13 protein-coding genes and 1 pseudogene are annotated in these 23,440 nt (G+C 60.2%); 9 read left to right on the top strand and 5 right to left on the bottom strand.

Annotated features, from left to right (window positions below):
- Positions 1–46 precede the first annotated feature (46 nt).
- From ABIB24_RS23830 to ABIB24_RS23810, 5 genes are all read left to right on the top strand, one after another.
- Complete coding sequence (locus ABIB24_RS23830) at positions 47–3,037, top strand: hypothetical protein (protein WP_354317367.1); 2,991 nt, start codon at positions 47–49, stop codon at positions 3,035–3,037.
- Positions 3,038–3,064: 27 nt separating this feature from the next.
- Positions 3,065–6,856: an RHS repeat domain-containing protein gene (locus ABIB24_RS23825; protein ID WP_354317366.1), complete on the top strand. Its 3,792-nt coding sequence runs from the start codon at positions 3,065–3,067 to the stop codon at positions 6,854–6,856.
- Between the two features lie 373 nt (positions 6,857–7,229).
- Positions 7,230–9,179, top strand: a complete 1,950-nt coding sequence (locus ABIB24_RS23820) for a hypothetical protein (RefSeq protein WP_354317365.1) — start codon at positions 7,230–7,232, stop codon at positions 9,177–9,179.
- Between the two features lie 147 nt (positions 9,180–9,326).
- Entirely contained in the window at positions 9,327–11,528 is a 2,202-nt protein-coding gene (locus tag ABIB24_RS23815) for an autotransporter outer membrane beta-barrel domain-containing protein (protein ID WP_354317364.1), read from the top strand.
- A 51-nt stretch (positions 11,529–11,579) separates the two neighbouring features.
- Positions 11,580–13,040: a hypothetical protein gene (locus tag ABIB24_RS23810; protein WP_354317363.1), complete on the top strand. Its 1,461-nt coding sequence runs from the start codon at positions 11,580–11,582 to the stop codon at positions 13,038–13,040.
- A 9-nt stretch (positions 13,041–13,049) separates the two neighbouring features.
- On the opposite strand, the gene ABIB24_RS23805 is transcribed toward ABIB24_RS23810, so the two are convergent.
- From ABIB24_RS23805 to ABIB24_RS23790, 4 genes are all read right to left on the bottom strand, one after another.
- Positions 13,050–13,784 carry a fimbrial biogenesis chaperone gene (locus ABIB24_RS23805; RefSeq protein ID WP_354317362.1) on the bottom strand — a complete coding sequence of 245 codons (735 nt, stop codon included), beginning with the start codon at positions 13,782–13,784 and terminating at the stop codon, positions 13,050–13,052.
- A gap of 63 nt (positions 13,785–13,847) precedes the next feature.
- A complete protein-coding gene (locus ABIB24_RS23800; protein WP_170978822.1) occupies positions 13,848–14,375 on the bottom strand; it encodes a fimbrial protein in 528 nt (175 codons plus the stop codon).
- A gap of 159 nt (positions 14,376–14,534) precedes the next feature.
- On the bottom strand, positions 14,535–14,945 hold the full coding sequence (locus ABIB24_RS23795) for a PA2817 family protein (protein WP_137163269.1): 411 nt from the start codon (positions 14,943–14,945) through the stop codon (positions 14,535–14,537).
- A gap of 78 nt (positions 14,946–15,023) precedes the next feature.
- On the bottom strand, positions 15,024–17,471 hold the full coding sequence (locus ABIB24_RS23790) for an acyl-CoA dehydrogenase (RefSeq protein WP_354317361.1): 2,448 nt from the start codon (positions 17,469–17,471) through the stop codon (positions 15,024–15,026).
- A gap of 284 nt (positions 17,472–17,755) precedes the next feature.
- On the opposite strand from ABIB24_RS23790, the gene ABIB24_RS23785 reads away from it, so the two are divergent.
- From ABIB24_RS23785 to ABIB24_RS23775, 3 genes are all read left to right on the top strand, one after another.
- Complete coding sequence (locus tag ABIB24_RS23785; RefSeq protein WP_024086519.1) at positions 17,756–18,379, top strand: glutathione S-transferase; 624 nt, start codon at positions 17,756–17,758, stop codon at positions 18,377–18,379.
- A gap of 144 nt (positions 18,380–18,523) precedes the next feature.
- Positions 18,524–19,456, top strand: a complete 933-nt coding sequence (locus ABIB24_RS23780; RefSeq protein ID WP_085693398.1) for an ABC transporter ATP-binding protein — start codon at positions 18,524–18,526, stop codon at positions 19,454–19,456.
- The gene (locus ABIB24_RS23775; protein ID WP_003260104.1) at positions 19,453–20,232 is read left to right on the top strand and encodes an ABC transporter permease; all 780 of its coding nucleotides are present in this window, start codon (positions 19,453–19,455) and stop codon (positions 20,230–20,232) included. The genes ABIB24_RS23780 and ABIB24_RS23775 overlap by 4 nt, the downstream gene beginning before the upstream one ends.
- Before the next feature lie 9 nt (positions 20,233–20,241).
- On the opposite strand, the pseudogene ABIB24_RS23770 reads toward ABIB24_RS23775, so the two are convergent.
- Positions 20,242–20,748: pseudogene (locus tag ABIB24_RS23770) on the bottom strand (DUF2062 domain-containing protein); the annotation flags it as partial.
- Positions 20,749–20,890: 142 nt separating this feature from the next.
- Here ABIB24_RS23770 and ABIB24_RS23765 point away from each other — a divergent pair.
- Positions 20,891–23,101 carry a DNA internalization-related competence protein ComEC/Rec2 gene (locus ABIB24_RS23765; protein WP_354317360.1) on the top strand — a complete coding sequence of 737 codons (2,211 nt, stop codon included), beginning with the start codon at positions 20,891–20,893 and terminating at the stop codon, positions 23,099–23,101.
- The last annotated feature ends 339 nt before the right edge of the window (positions 23,102–23,440 follow it).

Genomic DNA, 23,440 nt, shown 5'->3' with positions numbered 1-23,440 from the left:
AACAATACATGGCACTTAATTTAACCAAACAATCGAGGGTTTGATCATGACAGACCTTACAAAAGAACAAATCCTGAAGCGCTTGGCCTCTGGCACTGTCATTAGGGACTGGAGCGCTGTTGGTGCGTTGGCACGAAGCCACATCAACCTGTTGCTTCGCGACCAGTTCCTGCAGGGGTACACCGACCAGTCGTTCATCGCGCCCATGAGTAGCCAGTTCGACCTGGATGAAGGTGGCGAATTACGTGGCGAATTCCGCAACCTGGTATTCGGGCCGCCACAGCTTTCATTCGAAGATGCAACCTTGCTCTCGGCGGTTACAACGGTGCGGATGAGTATTCTTTCAGGTGATTATGTGCAGCATGCTCACCTGCCGGGCAGCCCCCCGATTTTGCTGCGGGCCTATAGTGTGGACGAGGCCATGGGGTATGCGGTCAGTGCGCAGGTCGAGCTGAAGTTGCAGCAGAGTGCGAGCGGGCAGTACACCCAGTTGATGCTGGCGCTTTCCGACGCCAGACCCGATACGCTGGAGTGTGAGCTTGGCACAACCCCTTACGCCTCGAAACAGATTGGCCAGGCGGTATTCAGCCATTGGCTTGAGCAACCCGGCTATCGTCAGGTTTATATCCTGGCCCAGTTCGATCGTGAAGACTACGCGTCGATGTCGCCCATGGGGATCAAGGTATTGACCCAGATGGCGCCCTGGGGAGGCAAGACCGACAAGGCGTCCAAGGACAAGGCTGCCAGCGAAGGCGATGGTGCCGTGCTCTTGCTGATGCAGACGCGCTCGCATTTGCTGCCCGGCACGCTTCCACAGCCAGGTCACGATTTCCCTTTCCTGCTTCCCGGCACGGTCGCGGCAGGTGCCGAGTACTCATGTACCCTGTTGCTTGACCCGGTCAACGAGGGGAAGCGCGCCGAGCCGTTGACCCAAGTGTTGAGGCCGGTGCGCATGCCCAATGCACATCGGTACACGTACAGTGCTGGTGACAAGTTCGTGCCGGCCGATGTGGTCGGTTTTGGTCATATCTCGCCCACTGAAGGTACCTGTCGGGTCGAGCCAGGTATCAAGAGTATCGTTGCGCAAGAGACACTGCCGTTCAAACTCGAAGGCAGCACGCCCGCCGAGGGGTGGAATACGACAAACATCAGGAGCACTGCTGCCAGCGGCGACATTACGGATGCGGGTGTGTATACGTCTCGCGATGCCGACGCGTTCACAGCGGATAGCCAGATCTCATTGGTGACGGGGCGCTATGGCAGTGACGGCGACCAGCAACGTGCTGCGTTGCTGATCGAGCATGTCAGGCCGGTACAGATTTCCCCACGGGTGATGACCACTGGCGCCAATGGTGTGCCGATCCAGCTTGCCGCTTCAAGCGTAGATGGCGGCACCCTTCGCTGGGAAAAGGTCGATACACCGCAATCGCTTCGTGCTTCACGGGGGCCGCAGCGGGTCGGTAACCATGAGAAGCACGACCTTACGGGTGCTTACTCGGCCGACCTGGGAAAACTCGAGGATCTGGGTAACGGGAAGGCCAGGTTTACCCCGGCAAAGATCGAGCAGGACACCCCTGAAATCCTGTTCCAGGTCATTCGGGCTACGGACACCCGCTCAGGCGCATTTGCCGACGCGACAGTCGTGATCGTGACCAGGCCGCAATACTTTTCTGTTGACCCATTTTATGTAGCGGACTACAAACCGAACGGCACGGTGCCGTTCAGTGTCAAGGGCACCCCCCCTGGCCTGACGTGGCATTGGTTTGGCGAGGGCGAAATAGGCCAGGACGGTATCTATACGCCACCCCTGGCAGCCAAACTGCCAGTTACTGTGGTCATGGCCGATTGGCAAAACCTGAACAGCGGCTACGCAATCATCGAGCACCGCCCGGTCGTATTGGCCAGCCCGGCGACCAGTGGCTGGGATGATCTTGCCGTTTTCAGCATCGAGTTGCTTAGCCCTGGCGTGTGTTTCGCCAACGGTATGCAGCAAATTGAAGTGCTGATAACCATCAAGACAAAAGTGGATGGGTTGGGAGTTTCGCCGCCGATCAGCGACACAGAACTGGCCAGCCTCAAGCTATTCAACACTGAAGGCGGAAAGGTGATCGAGTTCCTGCCTGCCGGTGAAGAAGGTTTGGAGCCTGATGACCCATCGAAGCCCGGGACCTGGGCAGTGAGCAAAGACCGTAACCGGGTAGGAACACGGCCGGGGGCCACGCAGGGTGAAACGTTGCCCATGGACGCCAGTACCAGAACCAAGCATTTGTTCTTGCTGACCAACAGTGTGGGGACCCTGTTCGTGGGGGCTCAGTTCACCGGTGACGATAGAATCCCTTACAAATCCACTAGCTATAACGATGGTAATTCGAAAGTCAAGGTGACCGGTGAGGCGCCGCCAGAAAAATATACTGAAGATGCCTATACCTTCAAGCGTATCCCGGTCAAAGGTTGGGAAGGCGAGAACACCGAAGACTTCGACAAAACCGATGACACCACCGACTACTGGGTACTGGCTGGGGCGAAGAGCGATGAATTCAAGACGCTGAGTTTTCTAAGGTTGAAGTTTGACGACGACAACAAGGTATCGATGATCCGTTGGGAGTCAAACCAGCGCAAAGAGAAGTATTGCAGTTTCACGAGCTTTGCGTTTACGCCATTGAAACCCGCAGTCATGCAATATCCCCAGAATGCCGAAAACCCGGAGGATCCGGAAAAGTACCTGGTGTATGACGGTCTGTTGCAAGCGTTGGTGAAGGCCCAAGTCGGCGACCCTGACTTCCTGGATACTGAACTGGTCGAGAGCGCCAAGCCTGGGCGGGGCGATGTTTGTTTTGCGCTCCATCGGGTATCGAACCTGCCGCTCTTTTATGACAGTGAGAAAGATAAGCGCGAGAAATGGCGAGCGCCACTGGAACGGCCATTATTATTCCGTCTGATGGATCAATTCGGCAATTGGCATCGGCTCAAGGTTGATTTCCACCTTGCCAGTGGTGTGAAAGGTAGCCGCGACAAGCTGTCTTTCTCGGTCCGTTAATATTGATATTTTTTGAGGTAAATCAGTATGTCCGGCAAAACGGCACTGCATTCGGGGGCTTTCAACTTCTCCAGTTTCATCAGTAATCGTGTTGACCCGCGTACCGGCCAGTATGGCCTGAGTATTGTATTACCTGTCTTGCGTGGCGACTATTTGGGTGGCGTAAGCTTCCCGCCATCGTTTACATACAGTTCGGTGGGCGCAGGTGACTTCGGCTATGGGCAAGGCTGGGATATCAATCTTAGCAGCTTCATCGAGCATGCTTATCCTGAAGGCGGGAGTGCGCTATCGTTGTACACCGGTGAGCGTTTCACGGTAGACGGTGTCGAGAGTATCAGTGAGAAAAAACTGGATACTTTCCATTTTCACAAGGATGGCGATGGGGTGTTTCGAGTCGAGCATAAAGATGCTCAGTTGACAGAAATTCTGGAACTTGTACAGATCGGTACCAAAAAACTGGCGCTGCCCACAAAGATTTACTCCGATTCGAAGCGCTGGCTCGAATTTGTCTACCGTGACAACCCGCAATTGCCAGGCAACCCCTGCTTGAGTGAAGTGCGTGACTCCGGGATAGATGGGCAACAGGGGCGTCGCCTGCTGTTGATCGAGTACCCGGGCGATATGATCATCACCTTGTACCCCGATCAACCTGCGGCGCGAGCCAGTTATACCCTCAAGTTCAAAGGGCGGCAGCTCGAGCGTATAGTCCTGCCCACCGATGATGCGGCTTATTGGGAGTTCGCTTATCAACAGGTGCACGGGCAAACCTGTGTGACCCGGGTGCGCAGGCCGACCGGTGCGGTGGAACATATCGAATATGGCATAGACGGTGATCCGGGCCACAAGCTCCCAGGCGTCGATCAGTACTTGCCGCGGGTCAAGCGTCACCGCATCGTTCCGGGTTTTGGCCAGGCCGAACAGGTTACCGACTACGAGTACTCTTCGACCAACTTCGTGGGTAATGGCAGCTCTGTTGTCTGGAACAATAATGGCCGCGATAACCTCTACGATGTGGCCGACGCCAACTATTCCTACTGGAGTAAAACCACCGAACGCTGCCCCGGGCAAGCTGACCGCACCGTGCTGAGAACCTTCGACCGCTTCCATCGTATGGTCGAGGAAAAACAAGTTCAGGGCAGTTGCGTCATTACCACGGTTAGCCAATACCCAGGCAATTCGGCTGAGCCGTTCGGCAAGCAACCTGAAAACTTCCAGTTGCAGCAACTTTCGACTCAGAGCTGGCAAAAAGCGAATGGTAAGCCGGGCACTGCCGTACACACCACCGAGTATGACCTGTTCGGCAACCTGATCAGAGAAGTTGCAGTCACTGGCGTCGAAACGGTGTACGAGTACTTCCCCGTTGACGGAGAGCCCGGCAAGTGCCCGGCCGACCCCCAGGGTTTTGTACGCTGGCGCAAGAGCCAAACCATCAAGCCATCGGCCAAAGGTGAGGGCGCAGCCGCGACCGAGCGTACCGAATTCGTATACAAGGCCCTTGACCCGGTTCCCCTGCCTGAGGGCACGCCCGACCCTGTCGCCAAGCCGTGGCTCGTGTTGAAAGAAGAACAAGCCTTCGTCATGGCGGGTGAGATGAAGGTGCCGCTGAGCCAGACGATTACCCATTACCATGAGTCCAAAGAAGACCTGCTGAGTTATGGGCGGCCGGCCGAGACGATCATGACCATGGGCGCAAAGCCTACGACCACCTCGTACAGCTACACGACAGAGGTGGTGGAAAACCATCCAGCCCTGGTCGTCAATCAGGTAGTGACGGGTTTCGATCATGGGCAGGCGCTGGAAGATGGAACCGTTCGCAATGTGCAGAAAACCTTTGCCTTGAAGCACTCGGCATTGACCGCAGAGCCGTTGCTCAACCGCGATGACAACGATGTGGAAATCGCCTATGCCTATGATCTGCTGGGCCGTGTGACTGTCGAGACGGTTGCGCCAAACGACAAGATTTACAAGGCTTCCCGCAAATACAGCTACGTGCTGGCGGTGGGGGACAGCCCGGCGGTGCAGACCTCGACCGATGTCAAGGGCGTGACCACCCGCACCCTGCTCGACGGCCTTGGCCGTGTGTTCGAAGAACAGCGTATGGAGGCCGACAGTGTCGAAATCTGGCGGCGCCAGCGGTACCGCAAGACCTACCTGGCCACCTACAACGCTTATGGCCAGCTTGCCGAAGAAACCGAGTACGACTGGATGGCCGATGTGGTTACCGAGCCGGGTATCCACCACGCAGTGGACCTGACGCTGCAGACAACATACGGCTACGACGACTGGGGCCAGCAAGCATGGCAAAGGGGGCCGGACGGCATCTGCCATTTCGAGGTGACGGACCCGGTTGGCACCGAGGCGTCGGCCCAACTGCCCATCACGCGTAGCTGGCGTGAGTCGGCGGATGGCACGGTTGCAAGCGGCGTGACCGAGACCTGGCTCAACCGCTTCGAAGAGGCCACGCACGTCAGGCGCTTCAGGAAGAAGGACGACACCGTTGCGTACAGCCAGCATACCTATCATTACGATGGCCTGGGGCGTGTGGCCCGGGAAGTGGCTGCCGACAAGTCCACCACGCTGAGCACGTACGACACCTTTGGCCGGTTGCTGACACAGACGCTCCCCGACAGGTCGGTGGTAACTCGCCGCTACGCCACGTTTGACAGTGACGACCTTCCGGAGAGCATCGATGTCGATGGCATTGTGCTGGGCACGCAAACGTTCGATGGCCTGAAGCGGCTTTACCGGTCTGTCACCGGTGGGCGAGAGCGCATTCTGCACTACAAGCCTGGGTATAACCGACCAGAGAAGGTGTTCACGCCTTCCAGGCAATGGGTCGAGTATGAATATAACCCGGTGTTGGGCGAAGAGCCGCTCAAACGGACATCCAGTCGGTTCACGGCTGACTACACGTATGACCCGGAGAATGCCCGGTTGCTGCGCTGTACAGAAGATGGGCAAACCCTGGAACGGGATTATTTCAGTACCGGGCAGATGAAATGGGAGAAGCGCACCGAGGGCAACGAAACGTTCGAAATGACGTATGCGTACAGCTATCGCGACCGTATGTTGAGCTACACCGATGTACTGGGCCAAGTGCAGGACTATCAGTATGACGATGCCGGGCGGCTGCAGAAGACTACCCTGGGCACGACAGTGGCGATGTTCGAGTACGACAAGCTGGGCCGAACATCGAAGATCGAAACCCGTGATGGTGATAACTACCTGATCACCTGGTTGGAGTATGACGAGTTCGATCGTGAAACCCTTCGCCGTTTTGACATGCCAAGCGAGATACAGACATTGAAGCAGGACTACGATGTCTGCGACCGGATTGAACTGAAGGCATTGAAACTCGGCGAGCAGGAAACGGGGGAGCTGCTCAGAGAGGAAACCTTTGCCTACGATGCGCGTGGCCGTCTGTATGATTACCAGTGCAGCGGGCCACTGTCCCCGGTCGACCCACAAGGGCATGTGATCCGTGCCCAGGCGTTCGAGTTCGATCCCTTGGACAACATTATCCTGGTTATCACCCAGCTGACAGACAAAGAAACTGATCAGCCAGGAGAAAATGTGGCCGAGTACTTCTTCGACAATGAAGACCCTGCGCAGCTCAGTAGCATAACCAATAGCTACCCGGGCTACCCCGCCACGGCGAAGTTGATCTACGATCCCGACGGGAACCTGACCGACGATGGTGAGGGCATGTTGATGGACTATGATGCAACCGGTCGTTTGAGGTCAGTCGAAAAGGCTGGTTTGATGTCGAGCTATCATTACGATGGTGTCGACCGCCTGAGTGGTCAAAGTGGAGGCTGAGTGTCTGGTCTCTTACAGTGAAAGCCCGCGTTAGTGTGTAATGTTGTTCACTCAAGTCTGATGTGACATCGATTGGGGCTGCCTTGCAGCCCTTCGCGGGCAAGCCCGCTCCCACAGGTACGGTGCAAGCCTCAAGGTACGCACAATCCTGTAGGCGCGGGCTTGCCCGCGAAGGGCCGCAAGGCGGCCCCAATCGCTTGAGTGAACAGCATTACGCGTTAGCGCGAGCTTTTTAATTTCCAGTCTGTGCATGGAAAGCAAAGAGGTCTTTCTGGCAACTGATAAAACTGTCAGTTGTGTGGGGGGTAGCCTCGGTTCTAAATATTCATGTGTTTTTTTCGACAACTCCCTCTTGAACTGCTGAGGCGCCAAAATGAAAATAGAAAGCGTGACCGTGGCTGATGTTGTATTTGCGCCTGTCTCACCTGAAATCGACCTGAAGCTCTTGGCAGACACATCCGACGGTACGATGCGCAGTGAGGTTTTGACCGACGATACCATCGAGATTTCTTTGACGATCAAGAGCTGGAATGCCGCAGGTGATCCCACCATGGGAGAGTTTGACCAGATGTGGCTGTATCACCTGCCAGAGGGCGGGGTGGAGGAGGAGCTCCACAGTGGTCAATATGATAAGGACAGTACTTTTCCCTTCCAGGTGAAGTTGGATAAGGCAAAGGTAAAATCATGGGGTGAAGGCAAACATGGTTTTTTTATCAGGGTGATTCCTTACAATAGTCCCTTGCCTGTTGATTTCCTCCCGTTGAACCTGATTTTCGATCGTGTGGCTCCTTATCCAAATCGACTTCCGACAGCTTTCCCGGCTATTGCCGCTGTGCTGGATGCCAATATTGGTGCGGTCAAGCTTACGTTGCCCGCCTATCCGGATTGGGATGCCAGAGACATCGTGGCGTGGATCTGGCGCAGGGAAGTGCCCAGCGACCCGGGCGACCTGGTGCCTGACGGCTTCACGCCTGTCTCTGCAGTGCCATTGTCGATACCGGTGCCTGAGAAGGTCATTCGGGATGCAGGGGATGGCGGCATCCATATTGCCTACCTTTTAAAGGACATTGCCGGCAATGTGAGTGCCGTGTCAGTGCCCACGCGCGTTACGGTGGCGACTGGCAATTTGCCTACCCCGGCGGACTTCAAAAGGCCCCTGGTCTTGGGCATGAACGGCGGAGTGGTGGACCAGGATGCCGTGTTCAACGGTATTACGGTGGAAATTGGTGCCTTCCTGCATTTCAAGGCGACTGACCTGATCACGATCAAGTGGGGTACGCATACTTTCGAAACGCGGACTGTCGGCACGTTCCCGGTCAAGCTGGCCATCCCTGCTAGCGTTGTCCTGGCTATTTATGGAAAAGGCTCTACCGGCGTGAAACCGGTCGAAGTCACGTATGAGGTGCACCGCGGTGACTACCTGTTAGGTGGCGAAAAGGATTCCTTCAACGTCAACCTCGAGCGCATTGGCCCAGTTGTACCTGATCCGGACCCGGAATGGCCGGGGCCTGTGAACCCGGAAATGGTCCTGCCGGATGTTTATGGGGGTAACGAGAACCTGAAAAACCGGCTGACCGAGGCGGATGAACTGGCCGATGCCGCACTTAAAGTAACGATCGATACCGCGTTCATGGAAGGTGATCTGGTCGAGTTCTACTATTCGGATGAGCATGTATCCGAGGCGGATTATGTACTCAAGGCGGCTGATCTCGGCAACGAAATAGAAGTGACGATTCCGTGGGTATACATTTGGCAGCACGATAATGGCGACCGCTCCGCTCACTACGTGGTCAGCCGTAAAGACGTGCCGAACAAAGCCGTATCCAACCCTCAGTCTATTCAGGTGGAGGCTATTGTCCTGCACCCTGAAGCTGGGCAGTTCCAGGGTGGGTTCAATAGCGGAGGGCGCGTCTGGCTGAATTGTACCGCCTTGTTTGATCTTGCAGATCCAACGGATACCCAACCCGGTGTACGTATTGATATCCCTGACTTGAGCGAGTGGTTGGCCGTTGGTGAGCAATTGACGCTGACCTGGACGGTGACGCACGGTACGTCTCCCGGTGGGCCCGATATACCAGGTGCCAGGTATGAGCAAACTATCGAGTTGGATACAGACAATCCGCCGACCGGGTTCGTGTGGCGTATCCCTTACGCTGACGGCCTGAAGCCAATTATCGAATTCGATCCTGGAGCCAGTTATGACGGGCTGGCGTCATTTACTTATGCATTTGAACGCAGTGGTAAAACGGTCACATCCGACCCTGCCGGGGCGGTGGTATCAATGCACAGTTTTGGTGAGGAATGCCCTCTCGTTCGCCCTTGAGCGTTGGCGGCACAGCATATTGAGCATGGTTGTTGAAAAGTCGCATTGATCATCAGGCTTTTCCTACATGGTTTTAGGCGATTTCTTAATAGCCTTGCTCACGTTTCTGCTGCCCGTTCACGGGTAAATCGATGAGGCAAAGGTGCAATGATCAAGCAACGCAGTTTTACCCAGACCCCCTTGGCGCTAGCCTTTGGGCAATTATTACTGGGCGCTTCGGCCGTATTTCTTGTCGGGCCGGCAAATGCCTTGACGTTGGTGGACCATGAGAAAACTATCGGTGCCGGCACCCCTGTTGACAGCTACAGGGTCACTGACGGCGGGCGCTTGGTAGCCGAGGGCGCTACCACACAGCAGATCGACGTGCGTACAGGCGGTGGTTTGCACCTTGAGGGCTCCACGGTGTCAGCCACGGGGGTCGCTGCGGTGATGGTCAACGGCGGTGCTTCGGCAACCATCGCCAGTGGCTCGCGCCTGACCAGCAACCTGTTCGGCCTCGATGTGCTGCGCAGTGCGACGGCTGGTGCCAGTGTGTCGGTAAATGGCAGCCATATCGAAGGGGGTATAGGCGGCGCCAGGGTGGCCGGCAGCTCTCATCTTTCTCTGACTGACAGTACCCTGGTGAGTAAAGGGGCGGCCGGTGCTGCCTTGCTGTTTGGCGATGCCCGGCTGGATGCGACCAACAGCCGGCTGACCGGCGCCAAGGATGGCATCCGGGTGGTTGGCGATGGCCTTTCGACTAAACCTGCATCGATCAATCTGCAGGGCACGCACGTGGAAGGCCAGAATGGCGCCGCCATCCGGGTGGGGAGTGCAAACCAGGCGCCCGGCGATGCGACGATCATCGTCACGGGCGGTACTACGCTGCTCGGCAGCAATGGCAACCTGCTGGAAGTGGCAAACAGCTCGAATGCCACGATGCAGGTCGAGGGCAGCAACCTGGTGGGTGATGTGTGGGTGGAGGCCGGTTCCAGTGCCAATCTGACTTTGGGCAACCAGGCCAGCCTGACCGGGCGCCTGACCAATGTCGAACGCCTGGCGCTGAGTGATGGCGGCCGCTGGAACATGGTGGAGGACAGTGAACTCGGGCAACTGACCATGGCGGGGGGCTCGGTGCGGTTCGGTGAGGCCACGCAGTACCAGCGCCTTACCCTGGGCAGCCTGTCGGGCAGTGGTACGTTCATCATGGACGCCGACTTCAGCAGCGCCCAAAGCGACTTCCTCGACATTACCGGCACGGCCACCGGCAACCACAGCCTGCTGGTGGGCAGCAGCGGCAGCGAACCCACCCAGGCAAACAGCTTGCACCTGGTTCACGCCGCGGCGGGGGATGCGCAGTTCTCCCTGCTTAACGGGCCGGTGGACCTGGGGGCGTTCTCTTATGACCTGGTGCAGCGTGGCAATGACTGGTATCTGGATGGCGCGACCAAGGTGGTAAGCCCAAGCACCGAGGCGGCCATGGCCTTGTTCAATACCGCGCCGACCGTGTGGTATGGCGAGCTGTCATCCCTGCGCAGCCGCATGGGGGAGCTGCGCCTCGACGAGCGTAAATCAGGCCTGTGGGCGCGTAGCTATGGCAACAAGTACAACGTTTCTTCTTCTACCGGTACGCCGTACAGCCAGGTGCAACAGGGCTTCTCGCTGGGTGCCGATACCCCGTTGCCGTGGGGTGACGGCCAATGGCTGGCCGGGGTGATGGCCGGCTACAGCAGCTCGGACCTGAACCTGACCCGTGGCGCCTCGGGTGAGGTGAAAAGCTACTACCTGGGGCTGTATGCCACCTGGCTGGATGCCCAGAGCGGCTATTACCTGGACAGCGTGGTCAAGCTAAACCGCTTCGACAACCAGGCCAAGGTCAGCCTCAGCGATGGCCAGCGAACCGAAGGCGATTATGACAACGTCGGCCTGGGGGCGTCGGTGGAGTTCGGGCGCCACCTGGCGTTGGACGATGGCTACTTCGTCGAGCCTTTCGGGCAGTTGTCGGTGGTCGGCATCCAGGGCAAGGATTACCACCTGGACAACGGCTTGAAGGCCGACGGTGATGCCACGCATTCCGTACTGGGCAAGGCCGGCGCGACGGCGGGCCGCACCGTCACGCTCGAGGGTGGGCAGTGGCTGCAACCCTATGTGCGTCTGGCTTATGTGCACGAGTTTGCCAACAACAACCAGGTAAAGGTCAACGATCACCAGTTCGACAATGACCTCTCGGGTTCGCGTGGGGAGCTGGGCATGGGGGTGGCGGTGTCGTTGATGGACCGCCTGCAGTTGCATGCCGACTTCGACTACAGCAACGGCAAGGCACTGGAGCAGCCGTGGGGCGTCAACCTGGGAGTGCGTTACAGCTGGTAAACCATGGCGAGCCGTTCATTGCGCCGGACTGGACACGTTGGAGGTTGAGTTATGCGAAACGGGAAGTCGGATACGCTTTTTCCTCCACCTTGGGTGGAAGGCTCGCTTGAAAACCTGGAGGGTGGCGCGCAAAACGTCATCCCTCTGGCCCTGCTGGAAAAGCCCCTGCGTGTGGATGTCCCGCCATGGCCGGGTTCCAACCCCTCCCATGACATGCCGGAGACACTGGTGCTGTTGTGCGATGGTGTGCAGATAGGCGAAACCAGGCAATGGGTGGCCCCCATTGCACTGGACGATTACTACGTCGAGATTCCCCTGGAGTACCTCAAGGACGACAGCACGCCTGAGTTGACCTACAGGGTCAAAGGTTACAACGGGGCGGAACGGTGTTCGGAGCCGCGGACCATAACCCTGGACTTGACCGGGCCCACGTTGGGCGGCGATCGCGGTAGCCTGATATTCGACGCAGAAGTGCTCACTGAGGGCGTAACGGCGGATTACCTGGAACGACACGATGATGTGCTTGTCGCACGGGTGCCGGACTATCAGACCTTTGTGCCAGGAGACCGCATTCGCTGGTTTTGGGATGCGCAGTTATACGACGACAACCTTGTTGCCGAGAAGGTAATCGAACAGGAGGGCTTTCCCGTCATCGTGGAAATCCCTGGCGATACCGTCCGTGAGCGGGGGGACGGAACTCGTTTTGCGCATTACCGGTTAAACGATTACGCCGGTAACAAGAGTACACCCGAAGAGCCGAAAGTGGTTCAGCTGAAGGTTGATACCGCGCCTGTGCCCAGGGACCTGACCTGGCCGGAAATTACCTATGCCACGGGAAGCGGGCAACAGGTGCAACTGGACCCCAACAAGAAGCTGAACTACATGCGGGTGACTGTGCCATCGGGGGCTGTATTCCCAGGGGAGAAGGTCGAGGTTTCATGGGGGGAGCCGGGTGGTGTCGGCAGCTACCTGGCGACAGAAGAAGCCCCCGGTTTTCCCGGGCAGTACGATATTCCGCTGAACCTGATTGCACAACACAGCGGCAAAGTGCTGAAAGTGTACTATCAGGTGACGGACAAGAATGGCAAGGTTCATCCGTCTGATGTACGCCTGGTATCGTTCTTGCCGCTCACTCAAGGGCTTACGACGCCAAACGTGAGCCCTTCCAGCCATAAAACGGTTTTTCTGTCCAATGTCCCTGAAGAGGGATTGACCATCACCCTCGATGCCTGGCGCTATAGCCATACGGATCACCGGGTCACGTTGGTCGTCAGCGGTGTGGATGACCAGGGTAAGCCAATGATCCAGGAGGTGCTGAAAGACCATGCCTTGACCTTGGAGGAAGTGGAAAACGGCTTGGGGTTTGATGATGCGCTCAAGGCGACCAAGGCTTTTCTGCTTTCGCTCAAGCGTGACCTGCTCACTGTGCGGGTTTCTGTCAGTTTCGATCAAGGCCTGACCTGGCCGCCATCGCCCAACTTTCCAATACTTGACCTGGACTTGCACGACTGAGCGGCTGCGTCATATCGACGAATCGGGCAGCGGTTTTTCCACCAGCCGGGTGCTGCCACCGTAGTCGTTGATTGTGCTGAAGCGTACCTGCAATCCTTCTGCGGGGCGGGTTGTCTTCAGTTCAAAGGCTTGGTTTTGCATGGGCAGCGCCATCAGCGCCGTGTCGATCTTTTCGGTTGTGCCTGCTTTGCCCACTTCCAGCCGGCCGAAGGTAAAGTGGTAGGGCGTGGGGTTGTGAACCTGCAGGAAGGTCTTGCCGTTCTCGCTGGCCAGCGACCACTGCAGGCTGTCCAGGTGCTGCTCGGGCACGCCTTGCACCTGGCTGGGCCGGTAGAACAGCTTGATGCGGGTGCGCATGGCGATCTTCAGCACATTTTGCTGCGCGCTATCGACCTGGGGAATTTCCTGCACATTGAAGTAGAACAGCGATTCGCGATCGGTGGGCAGGTTGTTTGGCAGGGCGTTTATCTTGACCAGTTGCTCGCGCTTGGGGTCGAGCCGGAACAGGGTGGGGGATACGGCAAAAGGCACTACGGTGCTGGTGTCGTCGGCCGCCGTGTTTACCCAGGCCTGCACCGCATAAGGTGCCTGGCTTGGGTTGGCGACAACCACCGAACTGCTGTGTTTGTCGCTGGGGTGGACAACGCGGGTGGCACTGATGGTCAATGCCGCTTCAGTGGTTGAGGAAAGCGTTGCCAGGCAGGCAAAGCTGAATACGTACTTGCGCAGCAGGGTCATGGACATGGTGGGACCGGCATGAGAGGTGAAACGGGTTGGTCCCCCCTGGTGGTGCCAGGGGGGCTTGAATCAGCGAATATCGACATTGAAGGAGATGTTGGTATCGATCTGCCCTTCGGTCACCGTTGCCGAAGTGGTGACAAGGCGGGCGGAAAAGACCATCTCGGTATCGCCGGTGTCCTTTACTTCATAGGCCATCGACTCGGTATTGGGCGCAAGGCGGCTCGTGAGGTCGTTGATTGCCAGACCCAGGCCGGTGCTGTATTCGAGGCCGTCCTTGAGGGCATAAAGATCGGAGTTGACGGGATCCGCACCCAAGCCCGCCTGGAAGGTGGCATAGGCATTCTGTGTGCCGGTCACGCAGCTTCCCGGTACGCGTAGTGCGAAGTGTACCTTGGGGGTTTCCTGGTCGACTGCAGTGAAGTCGAACGTATTGAAGTTACCCAGGTTGATCAGCGGCAGGCTTGGGCCGCCTGGGGTAACGACCTGGATGGGGCAGGTGCCAGGCCCGCTGACAGTACCTTCGAACTTGATGGGTTTTGCCATTGCCGCGCTGCTGCAAAGGCTCAGCGCAAGTACGGATAGTGTTTTTTTCATTGGATGATCCCTGTGTTGAGTGGCTGCGAACTCATGTATCTCAGCGCGCAGGCAGAGTACGCAGGGCAACACAGGGGGTCTGTAGGCGAAGTTTGCACATGCCGGGGGAAACAGGCTGGCCGAAGGGGCGCCATACCCCTTCGCCCGGGCAGCCCGGGATCAGTGGCGGGTATCGGCTGCCGCCGAAGCCAGCAGCTGCTTTTGCTCAAGCCAGTCAAACGCCTCGCCACGCTGCTCGCATTCGTAGCGGCGCTCTTCCAGGGCCTGGTACAGGTTCAGCTCTTCATCCGGCATGTAGTGCAGGCAGTCGCCGCCGAAGAACCAAAGCAGGTCGCGTGGCACCAGGTGGGCGATTTGCGGGTAGCGCTGGATTACCTGGCAGATCAGGTCTTGGCCCAGGTACTGGCTTTCCAGAGGGTCTTGCGGCAGCAAGCTCAACAGCTCGTCGAAGCGCTCGAGGAACAGGGCGTGGCTTTCCTCCGGTACCTGCTCGGCTTCACCCAGGGCCACCAGGATGGTACGCAGGTGGTTGAGCAGTTGCAGGTGGTATTCCAGATGGGGGGTGGCCATGGGGCGGTCCTCGGGGTGGTTGAAACGGGGGCGGAGTATACGCGGGTTACAGAAGGGGCCGCAAAACGGCCCCTTGGCTCAGCGTACCTTGCCTGGTTCGGGCAGCAACTGTGTCTTGTCGAAGGCATCCACATCGATCACTGCCCGCCGGGCGTGCTCTGCCTCCTGCAGTCGTTGCCCCTCGCCAGGCTGTAGCGCACCGCTTTCCACTGCCGCATCGATTATCGACTGCCCCGTTGCAGGCCGAACCTTGCCTTCCCTGATAGCCTGGTGCAGTGCCTTGTGCAGTGGGGCCGCCCCATCCAGCAAGTCGGCGGCCCGCTGTAGTGCCGCTACCGGGTCGCCATCGGCCTGCGGGCGGAAGCAACCTGCAAGCAGCTCCTCCAGGGCTGGGTTGCCCTTGCTGCTACCGATCAGCGCCGCCACTTCGGCATCCAGTTCATCGCTCGGCCCGGTATGGCGGCGACCGAAGGGGAACACCAAGACCCGTAGCGCGCAGCCGACAAAGCGGTTGGGGAAGTTGTCGAGCAACCGGTCCAGGGCTGTTTCGGCCTGGCCCAGGCTCTCTTCCATCGCCCAGCGCAGCAAAGGCTGCATGTGTTCCGGTGAGCCCAGGTCGTGATAGCGCTTGAGCGCGGCGCTGGACAGGTACAGGTAACTCAGCACATCCCCCAGCCTTGCGCTCAGCCTTTCACGGCGTTTCAGCGCGCCGCCCAGCAGCATCATCGACAGGTCAGCCAGCAGAGCGAAGGCCGCTGCCTGGCGGTTGAGTGCACGGAAGTAGCCTTGGCTCAGGGTATCGCCGGGCACGGATTCCAGTCGCCCCAGCCCCAGGCTGAATATCAGTGTGCTGGCCGCATTGCCGGCGGCGAACATGATGTGTTTCATCAACAGGTCGTCGAATTCCCTCAATGCCTGATCGCGGTCCTCGCGCGCGGCCAGGGCCATTTCCTTGAGCACGAACGGGTGGCAGCGGATGGCGCCCTGGCCGAAGATCATCAGGTTGCGCGAAAGAATGTTCGCCCCCTCGACGGTGATGAAGATCGGTGCACCCTGCCAGTTACGGCCCAGGTAGTTGTTCGGTCCCATGATGATGGCCTTGCCGCCGTGCACGTCCATGGCGTGCTGGATGCATTCGCGGCCGCGCTCGGTGAGGTGGTACTTGAGGATTGCCGACAGCACCGAAGGCTTCTCGCCCAGGTCCACGGCCTTGGCGGTCAGCAGCCGCGCGCTGTCCATCAGCCAGGCATTGCCGCCGATGCGTGCCAGCGACTCCTGGATGCCTTCGAATGCAGCCAGCGGGACATTGAACTGTTCGCGGATGTTGGCGTACTGGCCGGTGACCAGACTGGTGTATTTGGCTGCGCCAGTGCCCACTGCCGGCAGGGAGATGGAGCGGCCTACCGACAGGCAGTTCATCAGCATCATCCAGCCCTTGCCGAGCATGGCCTGGCCACCGATGAGGAAATCCAGCGGCACGAACACGTCCTTGCCGCTGTTGGGGCCGTTCATGAACGCGGCGCCCAGTGGCAGGTGGCGTTTGCCGATTTCGACGCCGGGCGTGTCGGTAGGGATCAGCGCCAGGCTGATACCCAGTTCTTCCTGCTCGCCCAACAGGTGGTCCGGGTCGTAGGCCTTGAACGCCAGGCCCAGCAGGGTGGCGACGGGCCCGAGGGTGATATAGCGCTTTTCCCAATTCAGGCGCAGGCCGATGACCTCTTCGCCGTTCCATTGCCCCTTGCAGACCACCCCGGTGTCAGGCATGGCGCCTGCGTCGGAGCCGGCCAGCGGGCCGGTGAGGGCGAAGCAGGGGATTTCCTCGCCACGCGCCAGGCGTGGCAGGTAGTGGTTGCGTTGTTCGTCAGTGCCGTAATGCAGCAGCAGTTCGGCCGGGCCGAGCGAGTTGGGCACCATCACGGTGGAAGCCAGGTCGCCGCTGCGGGTGGCCAGTTTCATCGCCACCTGGGAGTGGGCGTAGGCTGAAAAGCCCTTGCCGCCGTATTCCTTGGGGATGATCAGGGCGAAGAAGCCATGCTGCTTGATATGTGCCCAGGCTTCGGGCGGCAGGTCCATGTCCTGGCCGATCTGCCAGTCGCTGACCATGGCGCACAGTTGTTCGGTCGGGCCGTCGATGAAGGCCTGTTCTTCTTCGCTCAGCTGCGGCGCCGGGTAGGCGAGCAGGGTGCGCCAATCGGGACGGCCGCAGAACAGTTCGCCGTCCCACCATACGGTGCCCGCGTCGATCGCCTCGCGCTCGGTCTGCGACATCGGCGGCAGGGTACGCTGGAACCAGTTGAACACGGGGCCTGTGAATACCTTGCGGCGCCATTCCGGCAGCGCCACCAGGGCGACTTTCAGTGCCAGCGCTATCCAGAGCAGGGTCAGCAGCCAGCCGGGAGCGCTGCTGAAAATGCCCATCAGCAGCACATAAGCGGCCATGATGCCGAGAATTTGCAAGGGCGCCAGGCGCCGGTGCGTGAGGTACGCCGCGCCGATCACCAGCACTACCAACCACAACAGCAACATAATCGGTCCTCCTTGGAACCAGGGGGGTAAGCCGTCCCAGACAGCTTAGACGCAACGCTGCGAACGGCCGGGTCAGAACAGTGACAGGGCATGGCGGCGGGAGTTTCAGTCCGGTGTGTGCCTGTACCGGCCTCTTCGCGGGTGAACCCGCTCCCACAGGTACTGCATCACTCTCAGGTCTGGCGCAGAACCCTGTAGGAGCGGGTTTACCCGCGAAGAGGCCGGTACAGGCGACGAAAGTCTGGAGTAGACTGCACCACCTCCGCATTCATAAGGACGTTGCCATGCTGAAGATCTGGGGCCGCAAGAATTCGAGCAATGTGCGCAAGGCGCTGTGGATCGCCCACGAACTGGGCCTGGATTTCGAGTCGATCGATGCCGGCGGCGCCTTCGGCGTGGTCAACGAGCCGCACTACCGCGCGCGCAACCCCAACGGCCTGGTGCCGATGCTGGAAGACGGCGACCTGACCCTGTGGGAGTCCAACACCATCGTTCGCTACCTGTGCGCCGAATACGGTGCGGAGCAGGGCTGGTACCTGGACGACCCGCGTCAGCGCGCCCTGGCGGACAAGTGGATGGACTGGACCACCTCGTCCTTCGCCACGCCGTTCCGCCCACTGTTCTGGGGCCTGTTGCGCACCCCGGAAGACCAGCGCGACTGGGTGGCGATCAACGCTGCGCACAAGCAATGCGCCCAGCTGCTGGCCATTGCCGACGAAGCCCTGGCCAAACAACCGTACCTTTCCGGTGACCAGATCGGCATGGGCGACATCCCACTGGGTAGCTTCATCTATGCCTGGTTCGAAATGCCCATCGAGCGCCCGGCCATGCGTCACCTGGAGGCCTGGTACGAGCGCCTCAAGGCCCGCCCTGCGTACCAGGCAGCGGTAATGACTGCGCTGACCTGATCGAACACCACGGCCACTTCGATAGTCATTATCAATACACATGACTGTACTTGTGCGGCCAGGCCAAGCACCATTGGCCGCACTCACTGCGCCAGTGCCTTTACCTGGCGTGTCCTGCACCTTTTTCTCGGTAAGTGACCCGCTATGAGTTCCGCCCTGTCCATCCGACAGCTGACCAAGACCTACGGCAACGGCTTCCAGGCCCTCAAGGGCATCGACCTGGATGTTGCCGAAGGCGACTTCTTCGCCTTGCTCGGCCCCAACGGCGCGGGCAAGTCCACCACCATCGGCATCCTCTCCACCCTGGTCAACAAGACCAGCGGCACGGTCAACGTGTTCGGCCACGACCTGGACCGCGAGCCCTCGGCGCTCAAGCGCTGCCTGGGCGTGGTGCCGCAGGAGTTCAACTTCAACCAGTTCGAGAAAACCTTCGACATCGTCGTGACCCAGGCCGGTTACTACGGCATCCCGCCCAAGGTGGCCAAGGAGCGTGCCGAGCAGTATCTGACCCAGCTCGGCCTGTGGGACAAGCGTGACGTGCAATCGCGTTCGCTGTCGGGGGGCATGAAGCGCCGCCTGATGATTGCCCGTGCACTGATCCACGAGCCGCGCCTGCTGATTCTCGACGAGCCCACCGCCGGTGTGGACATCGAACTGCGCCGTTCGATGTGGAGCTTCCTCACCGAGCTGAACCAGAAGGGCATCACCATCATCCTCACCACCCACTACCTGGAAGAGGCCGAGCAGCTGTGCCGTAACATCGGCATCATCGACCACGGCACCATCGTCGAGAACACCAGCATGCGCCAGTTGCTGGGCAAGCTGCATGTCGAAACCTTCGTGCTCGACATCAAGCAGGACCTGGCCACTGCACCGGTGCTGCAGGGCTACCCGTGCCGGTTGCTGACCCCGCACACCCTGGAAGTGCAGGTGGAAAAGGACATCGGCATCACCGCGCTGTTCGGCCAGCTGGCGCTGCAGAACATCGAGGTGCAGAGCCTGCGCAACAAGACCAACCGACTCGAGGAGCTGTTCGTGTCCCTGGTGGAAAAAAACCTGTCGAAGGTGGCCGTATGAGTGTGGAACTACGCACCAACTGGGTCGCCCTGAACACCATCGTCTACCGCGAAGTGCGGCGCTTCCTGCGTATCTGGCCGCAGACCCTGCTGCCGCCGGCGATCACCATGGTCCTGTACTTCGTCATCTTCGGTAACCTGATCGGCCGGCAGATCGGCGACATGGGTGGCTTCACCTACATGGAATACATCGTGCCGGGGCTGATCATGATGTCGGTGATCACCAACTCCTACGGCAACGTGGTGTCGAGCTTCTTCGGCAGCAAGTTCCAGCGCTCCATCGAAGAGCTGATGGTGTCGCCGGTATCGCCACACACCATCCTCGTCGGTTATGTGCTGGGTGGCGTGCTGCGTGGCTTGGCGGTGGGCGTGATCGTGACCTTCCTGTCGCTGTTCTTCACCCATCTGCAGGTGCATCACCTGGGCGTGACCGTGGTCGTGGTGCTGCTGACCGCCACCATTTTCTCGCTGCTGGGCTTCGTCAACGCGGTGTTCGCGCGCAACTTCGACGACATCTCGATCATCCCGACCTTCGTGCTGACGCCACTGACCTACCTGGGCGGGGTGTTCTACTCGATCAACTTGCTGCCGCCGTTCTGGCAGACCGTGTCGTTGGCCAACCCGGTGCTGCACATGGTCAACTCGTTCCGCTACGGCATCCTAGGGGTGTCGGATATCAGCATTGGCACGGCGATTACCTTCATGCTGGTCGCCACCGCGGTGCTCTACCTGGTGTGCGTTCGCCTGCTGGTCAGCGGCCGCGGCATGCGTGCCTGACACCTTGCACCGGCATTGGCGCAGACGCCACTGCCGGCCCACCCACCAGCGCCAGTAGAGCATGGTGGTGAAGTAGCCGAGGATGCCCAGCACCACGCCGCACACTACCGAGCCGAGCAGGAAGGGTTGCCACAGCGTCGACAGCTGGTCGGTGATCCACTGGAAAGTCAGCTCGTCGGGCAGGGTGCGCGGCGGTACCTGCATCAGCCAGGCGCCGGTCATGTAGGTGACGAAGAACACCGGTGGCATGGTCAGCGGGTTGGTCAGCCATACCAGGCTGACCGCGATCGGCAGGTTGCCGCGCAGCGGAATGGCCAGCGCGGCGGCCAGCAGCATCTGCGCCGGCATCGGGATCAGCGCCGCGAACAGGCCAACGCCCATGGCCCTCGCCACCGAATGGCGGTTCAGGTGCCAGAGGTTCGGGTCATGCAGCAACTTGCCGAAAAAGCGTAAGGACTTGTGTTCCCGAATACTGGTCGGGTCCGGCATGTAGCGTTTGAAAAGTCGGCGCGGCATGTAGGCTCCCGGAGCGTTGATCCGGGCAGTATGCCCTGATTCCCGCTCAGCCTCGTTTAGAGTTTGTGACAATTGTTGAGCAAGCGCTGCCGGCAATTGGGCTATGCCTCAGAAGGTGATTTCGCTTCTGGAGCTCTACTTCATGCGCACAGGGATGTTTGCGCTCGCGCTCGGGCTGTTGTGCCTGGGCTTTCTCCCCGCATTGCCATCGGTCGGATGGCTGGTGCTGCTGGCTGCAGTCGGTGGCCTCGGCCTGTTCACCCGGCTGTGGCCACTGGGCTGTTTTCTGCTGGGCCTGTGTTGGGCCTGCTGGTCGGCGCAGCAGGCGCTGGATGACCGCCTGGCCACCGGGCTGGATGGCCGCACCTTGTGGCTTGAGGGCCAGGTGGTCGGCCTGCCGACCCGGACTGCGCAGGGTGTGCGTTTCGAGCTGGACGCGGCCCGCTCGCGGCGGGCAGAGCTGCCGCAGCGCCTGCAACTGAGCTGGTTCGACGGCCCGCCGCTGCGCGCGGGCGAGCAGTGGCGGCTGGCGGTGACCTTGCAGCGCCCGGCGGGGCTGCTCAACCCGCATGGGCCGGACCGTGAGGCGCAATTGCTGGCGCGGCGCGTCGGTGCGACCGGTACGGTCAAGGCCGGGCAGTTGCTGGCGCCGGTTGCCGGCGGCTGGCGCGACACGCTGCGCCAGCGCCTGCTGGCAGTCGAGGCCAATGGCCGGCAGGCAGCGTTGGTGGCGCTGGTGCTTGGCGACGGGGCGGGCCTGGCCCGGGAGGACTGGCAAACGTTGCAGGCCACCGGCACGGTGCACCTGCTGGTGATCTCTGGCCAGCACATCGGCCTGGTTGCCGGCTTGCTGTATGGCCTGGTTGCCGGGCTGGCGCGTTGGGGGCTGTGGCCCGCTCGGTTGCCCTGGCTGCCCTGGGCATGTGGCCTGGCCATGGCTGCGGCACTGGCCTACGGTTGGTTGGCTGGTGGCGGTGTACCGGTGCAGCGTGCCTGCCTGATGCTGGCCGTGGTGTTGCTCTGGCGCCTGCGTTTTCGCCAACTGGGTGCGACCTTGCCGTTGCTGCTGGCGCTGGTTGCCGTGCTGCTGCTAGAGCCGTTGGCCGCGCTGCTGCCCGGGTTCTGGCTGTCGTTCGCAGCCGTGGCCACGCTTGTCTATTGCTTCAGTGCCCGCCTGGGCAACTGGCGGCCCTGGCAGGCCTGGACGCGGGCGCAATGGGTGATTGCGATCGGCTTGCTGCCGGTACTGCTGGCTACGGGCTTGCCGGTGAGCTTGAGTGCGCCGCTGGCCAACCTTGTTGCGGTGCCGTGGGTCAGCTTGGCAGTGCTGCCATTGGCGTTGCTGGGCACTTTGCTGCTGCCGTTGGGCGGGGTAGGGGAGGCGCTGCTCTGGCTGGCGGGTGGTTTGCTTGATGTGCTTTTCCGGCTGCTGGCGCTGGCGGCGCAGCAGCCGGCGTGGCTGCCACCAGCCCTGCCGTTGTGGGCCTGGCTGCTGGTGTGCCTGGGTGCGCTGCTGGTTTTGATGCCCCGTGGCGTACCACTGCGCGGGTTGGGTGGCGTAATGCTGCTGGCGCTGTGGGTACCCCGGGAGACGGTGCCGTTCGGCCAGGTCGAGGTCTGGCAGCTGGACGTCGGCCAGGGGCTGGCGGTGCTGTTGCGCACTCGGCATCACGACCTGCTGTACGACGCCGGGCCTGCCAGGGGCGAGAGCGACCTGGGCGAGCGGGTGGTGTTGCCGACCTTGCGCAAGCTAGGGGTGGGCAGCCTGGACCTGATGCTGGTCAGCCACGCCCATGCCGACCACGCCGGTGGTGCTGGCGCAATCATGCGTGGCCTGCCGGTCGAACGGGTGATCGGCGGCGAAGTGCTGGATGACATGCAACTGCAGCCTTGTGTCAGTGGCGACCAGTGGACGTGGGATGGCGTGCGCTTTTCCCTGTGGCGCTGGGCTGATGGGCAGAGCAGCAATGACCGCTCCTGCGTGTTGCTGGTCGAGGCGCAGGGTGAGCGGTTGTTGCTGGCGGGAGATATGGAAGCCGGTGCCGAACGGGCCTGGCTGGCGGCCACAGAAGCGCCGCGGATCGACTGGCTGCAGTCGCCGCACCATGGCAGCCGCAGTTCGTCCAGCGAGGCCTTCATCCGCGCCACCGCGCCGCGCGGGGTACTGATTTCGCGCGGGCGCAACAACAGCTTCGGGCACCCGCACGCGCAGGTGGTCGAACGTTATCGGCGGCATGGGGTGGTGATGCATGACACAGCGGAGCAGGGGGCGTTGCGGTTGGTGTTGGGGAGGCAGGGGGAGGTGGAGGGTGTGCGGGGTCAGCGGCGGTTTTGGCGGGTTCGGGCGCAGTGAGGTGTAGTGGCTTGCAGGTGCTTGCCATTACATTTTCAGCGCCTGTGAGATCGAGCGCCGCCCGCGCGGCGCTTCGCAGCACAAGGCTGCTCCTACATCTGTTTCGGGCCAGTAACGCCTGTGCCAATGCGCGCGACCGCCTTGCTTGTCCGGCACGATATCGAGGTGGACACCAAGGGGCCGCGCGCCTTTGCCTCAGGAATAATTGGCCCGAAACAGATGTAGGAGCAGCCTTGTGCTGCGAAGCGCCGCGCGGGCGGCGCTCGATCTCGCAGGCGCTGCAACTGTCATGGCGAACCCCCACCCCCCCAACCCATTTCCCTGACCTCCGGCAGATGA

Origin of the sequence: Pseudomonas sp. UYEF17 (genome assembly GCF_040546125.1) — a bacterium.
Taxonomy (GTDB): domain Bacteria; phylum Pseudomonadota; class Gammaproteobacteria; order Pseudomonadales; family Pseudomonadaceae; genus Aquipseudomonas; species Aquipseudomonas putida_Z.
Note: the sequence above shows the minus strand (reverse complement) of the source record. Positions and strands in the feature narration are given on the sequence as shown.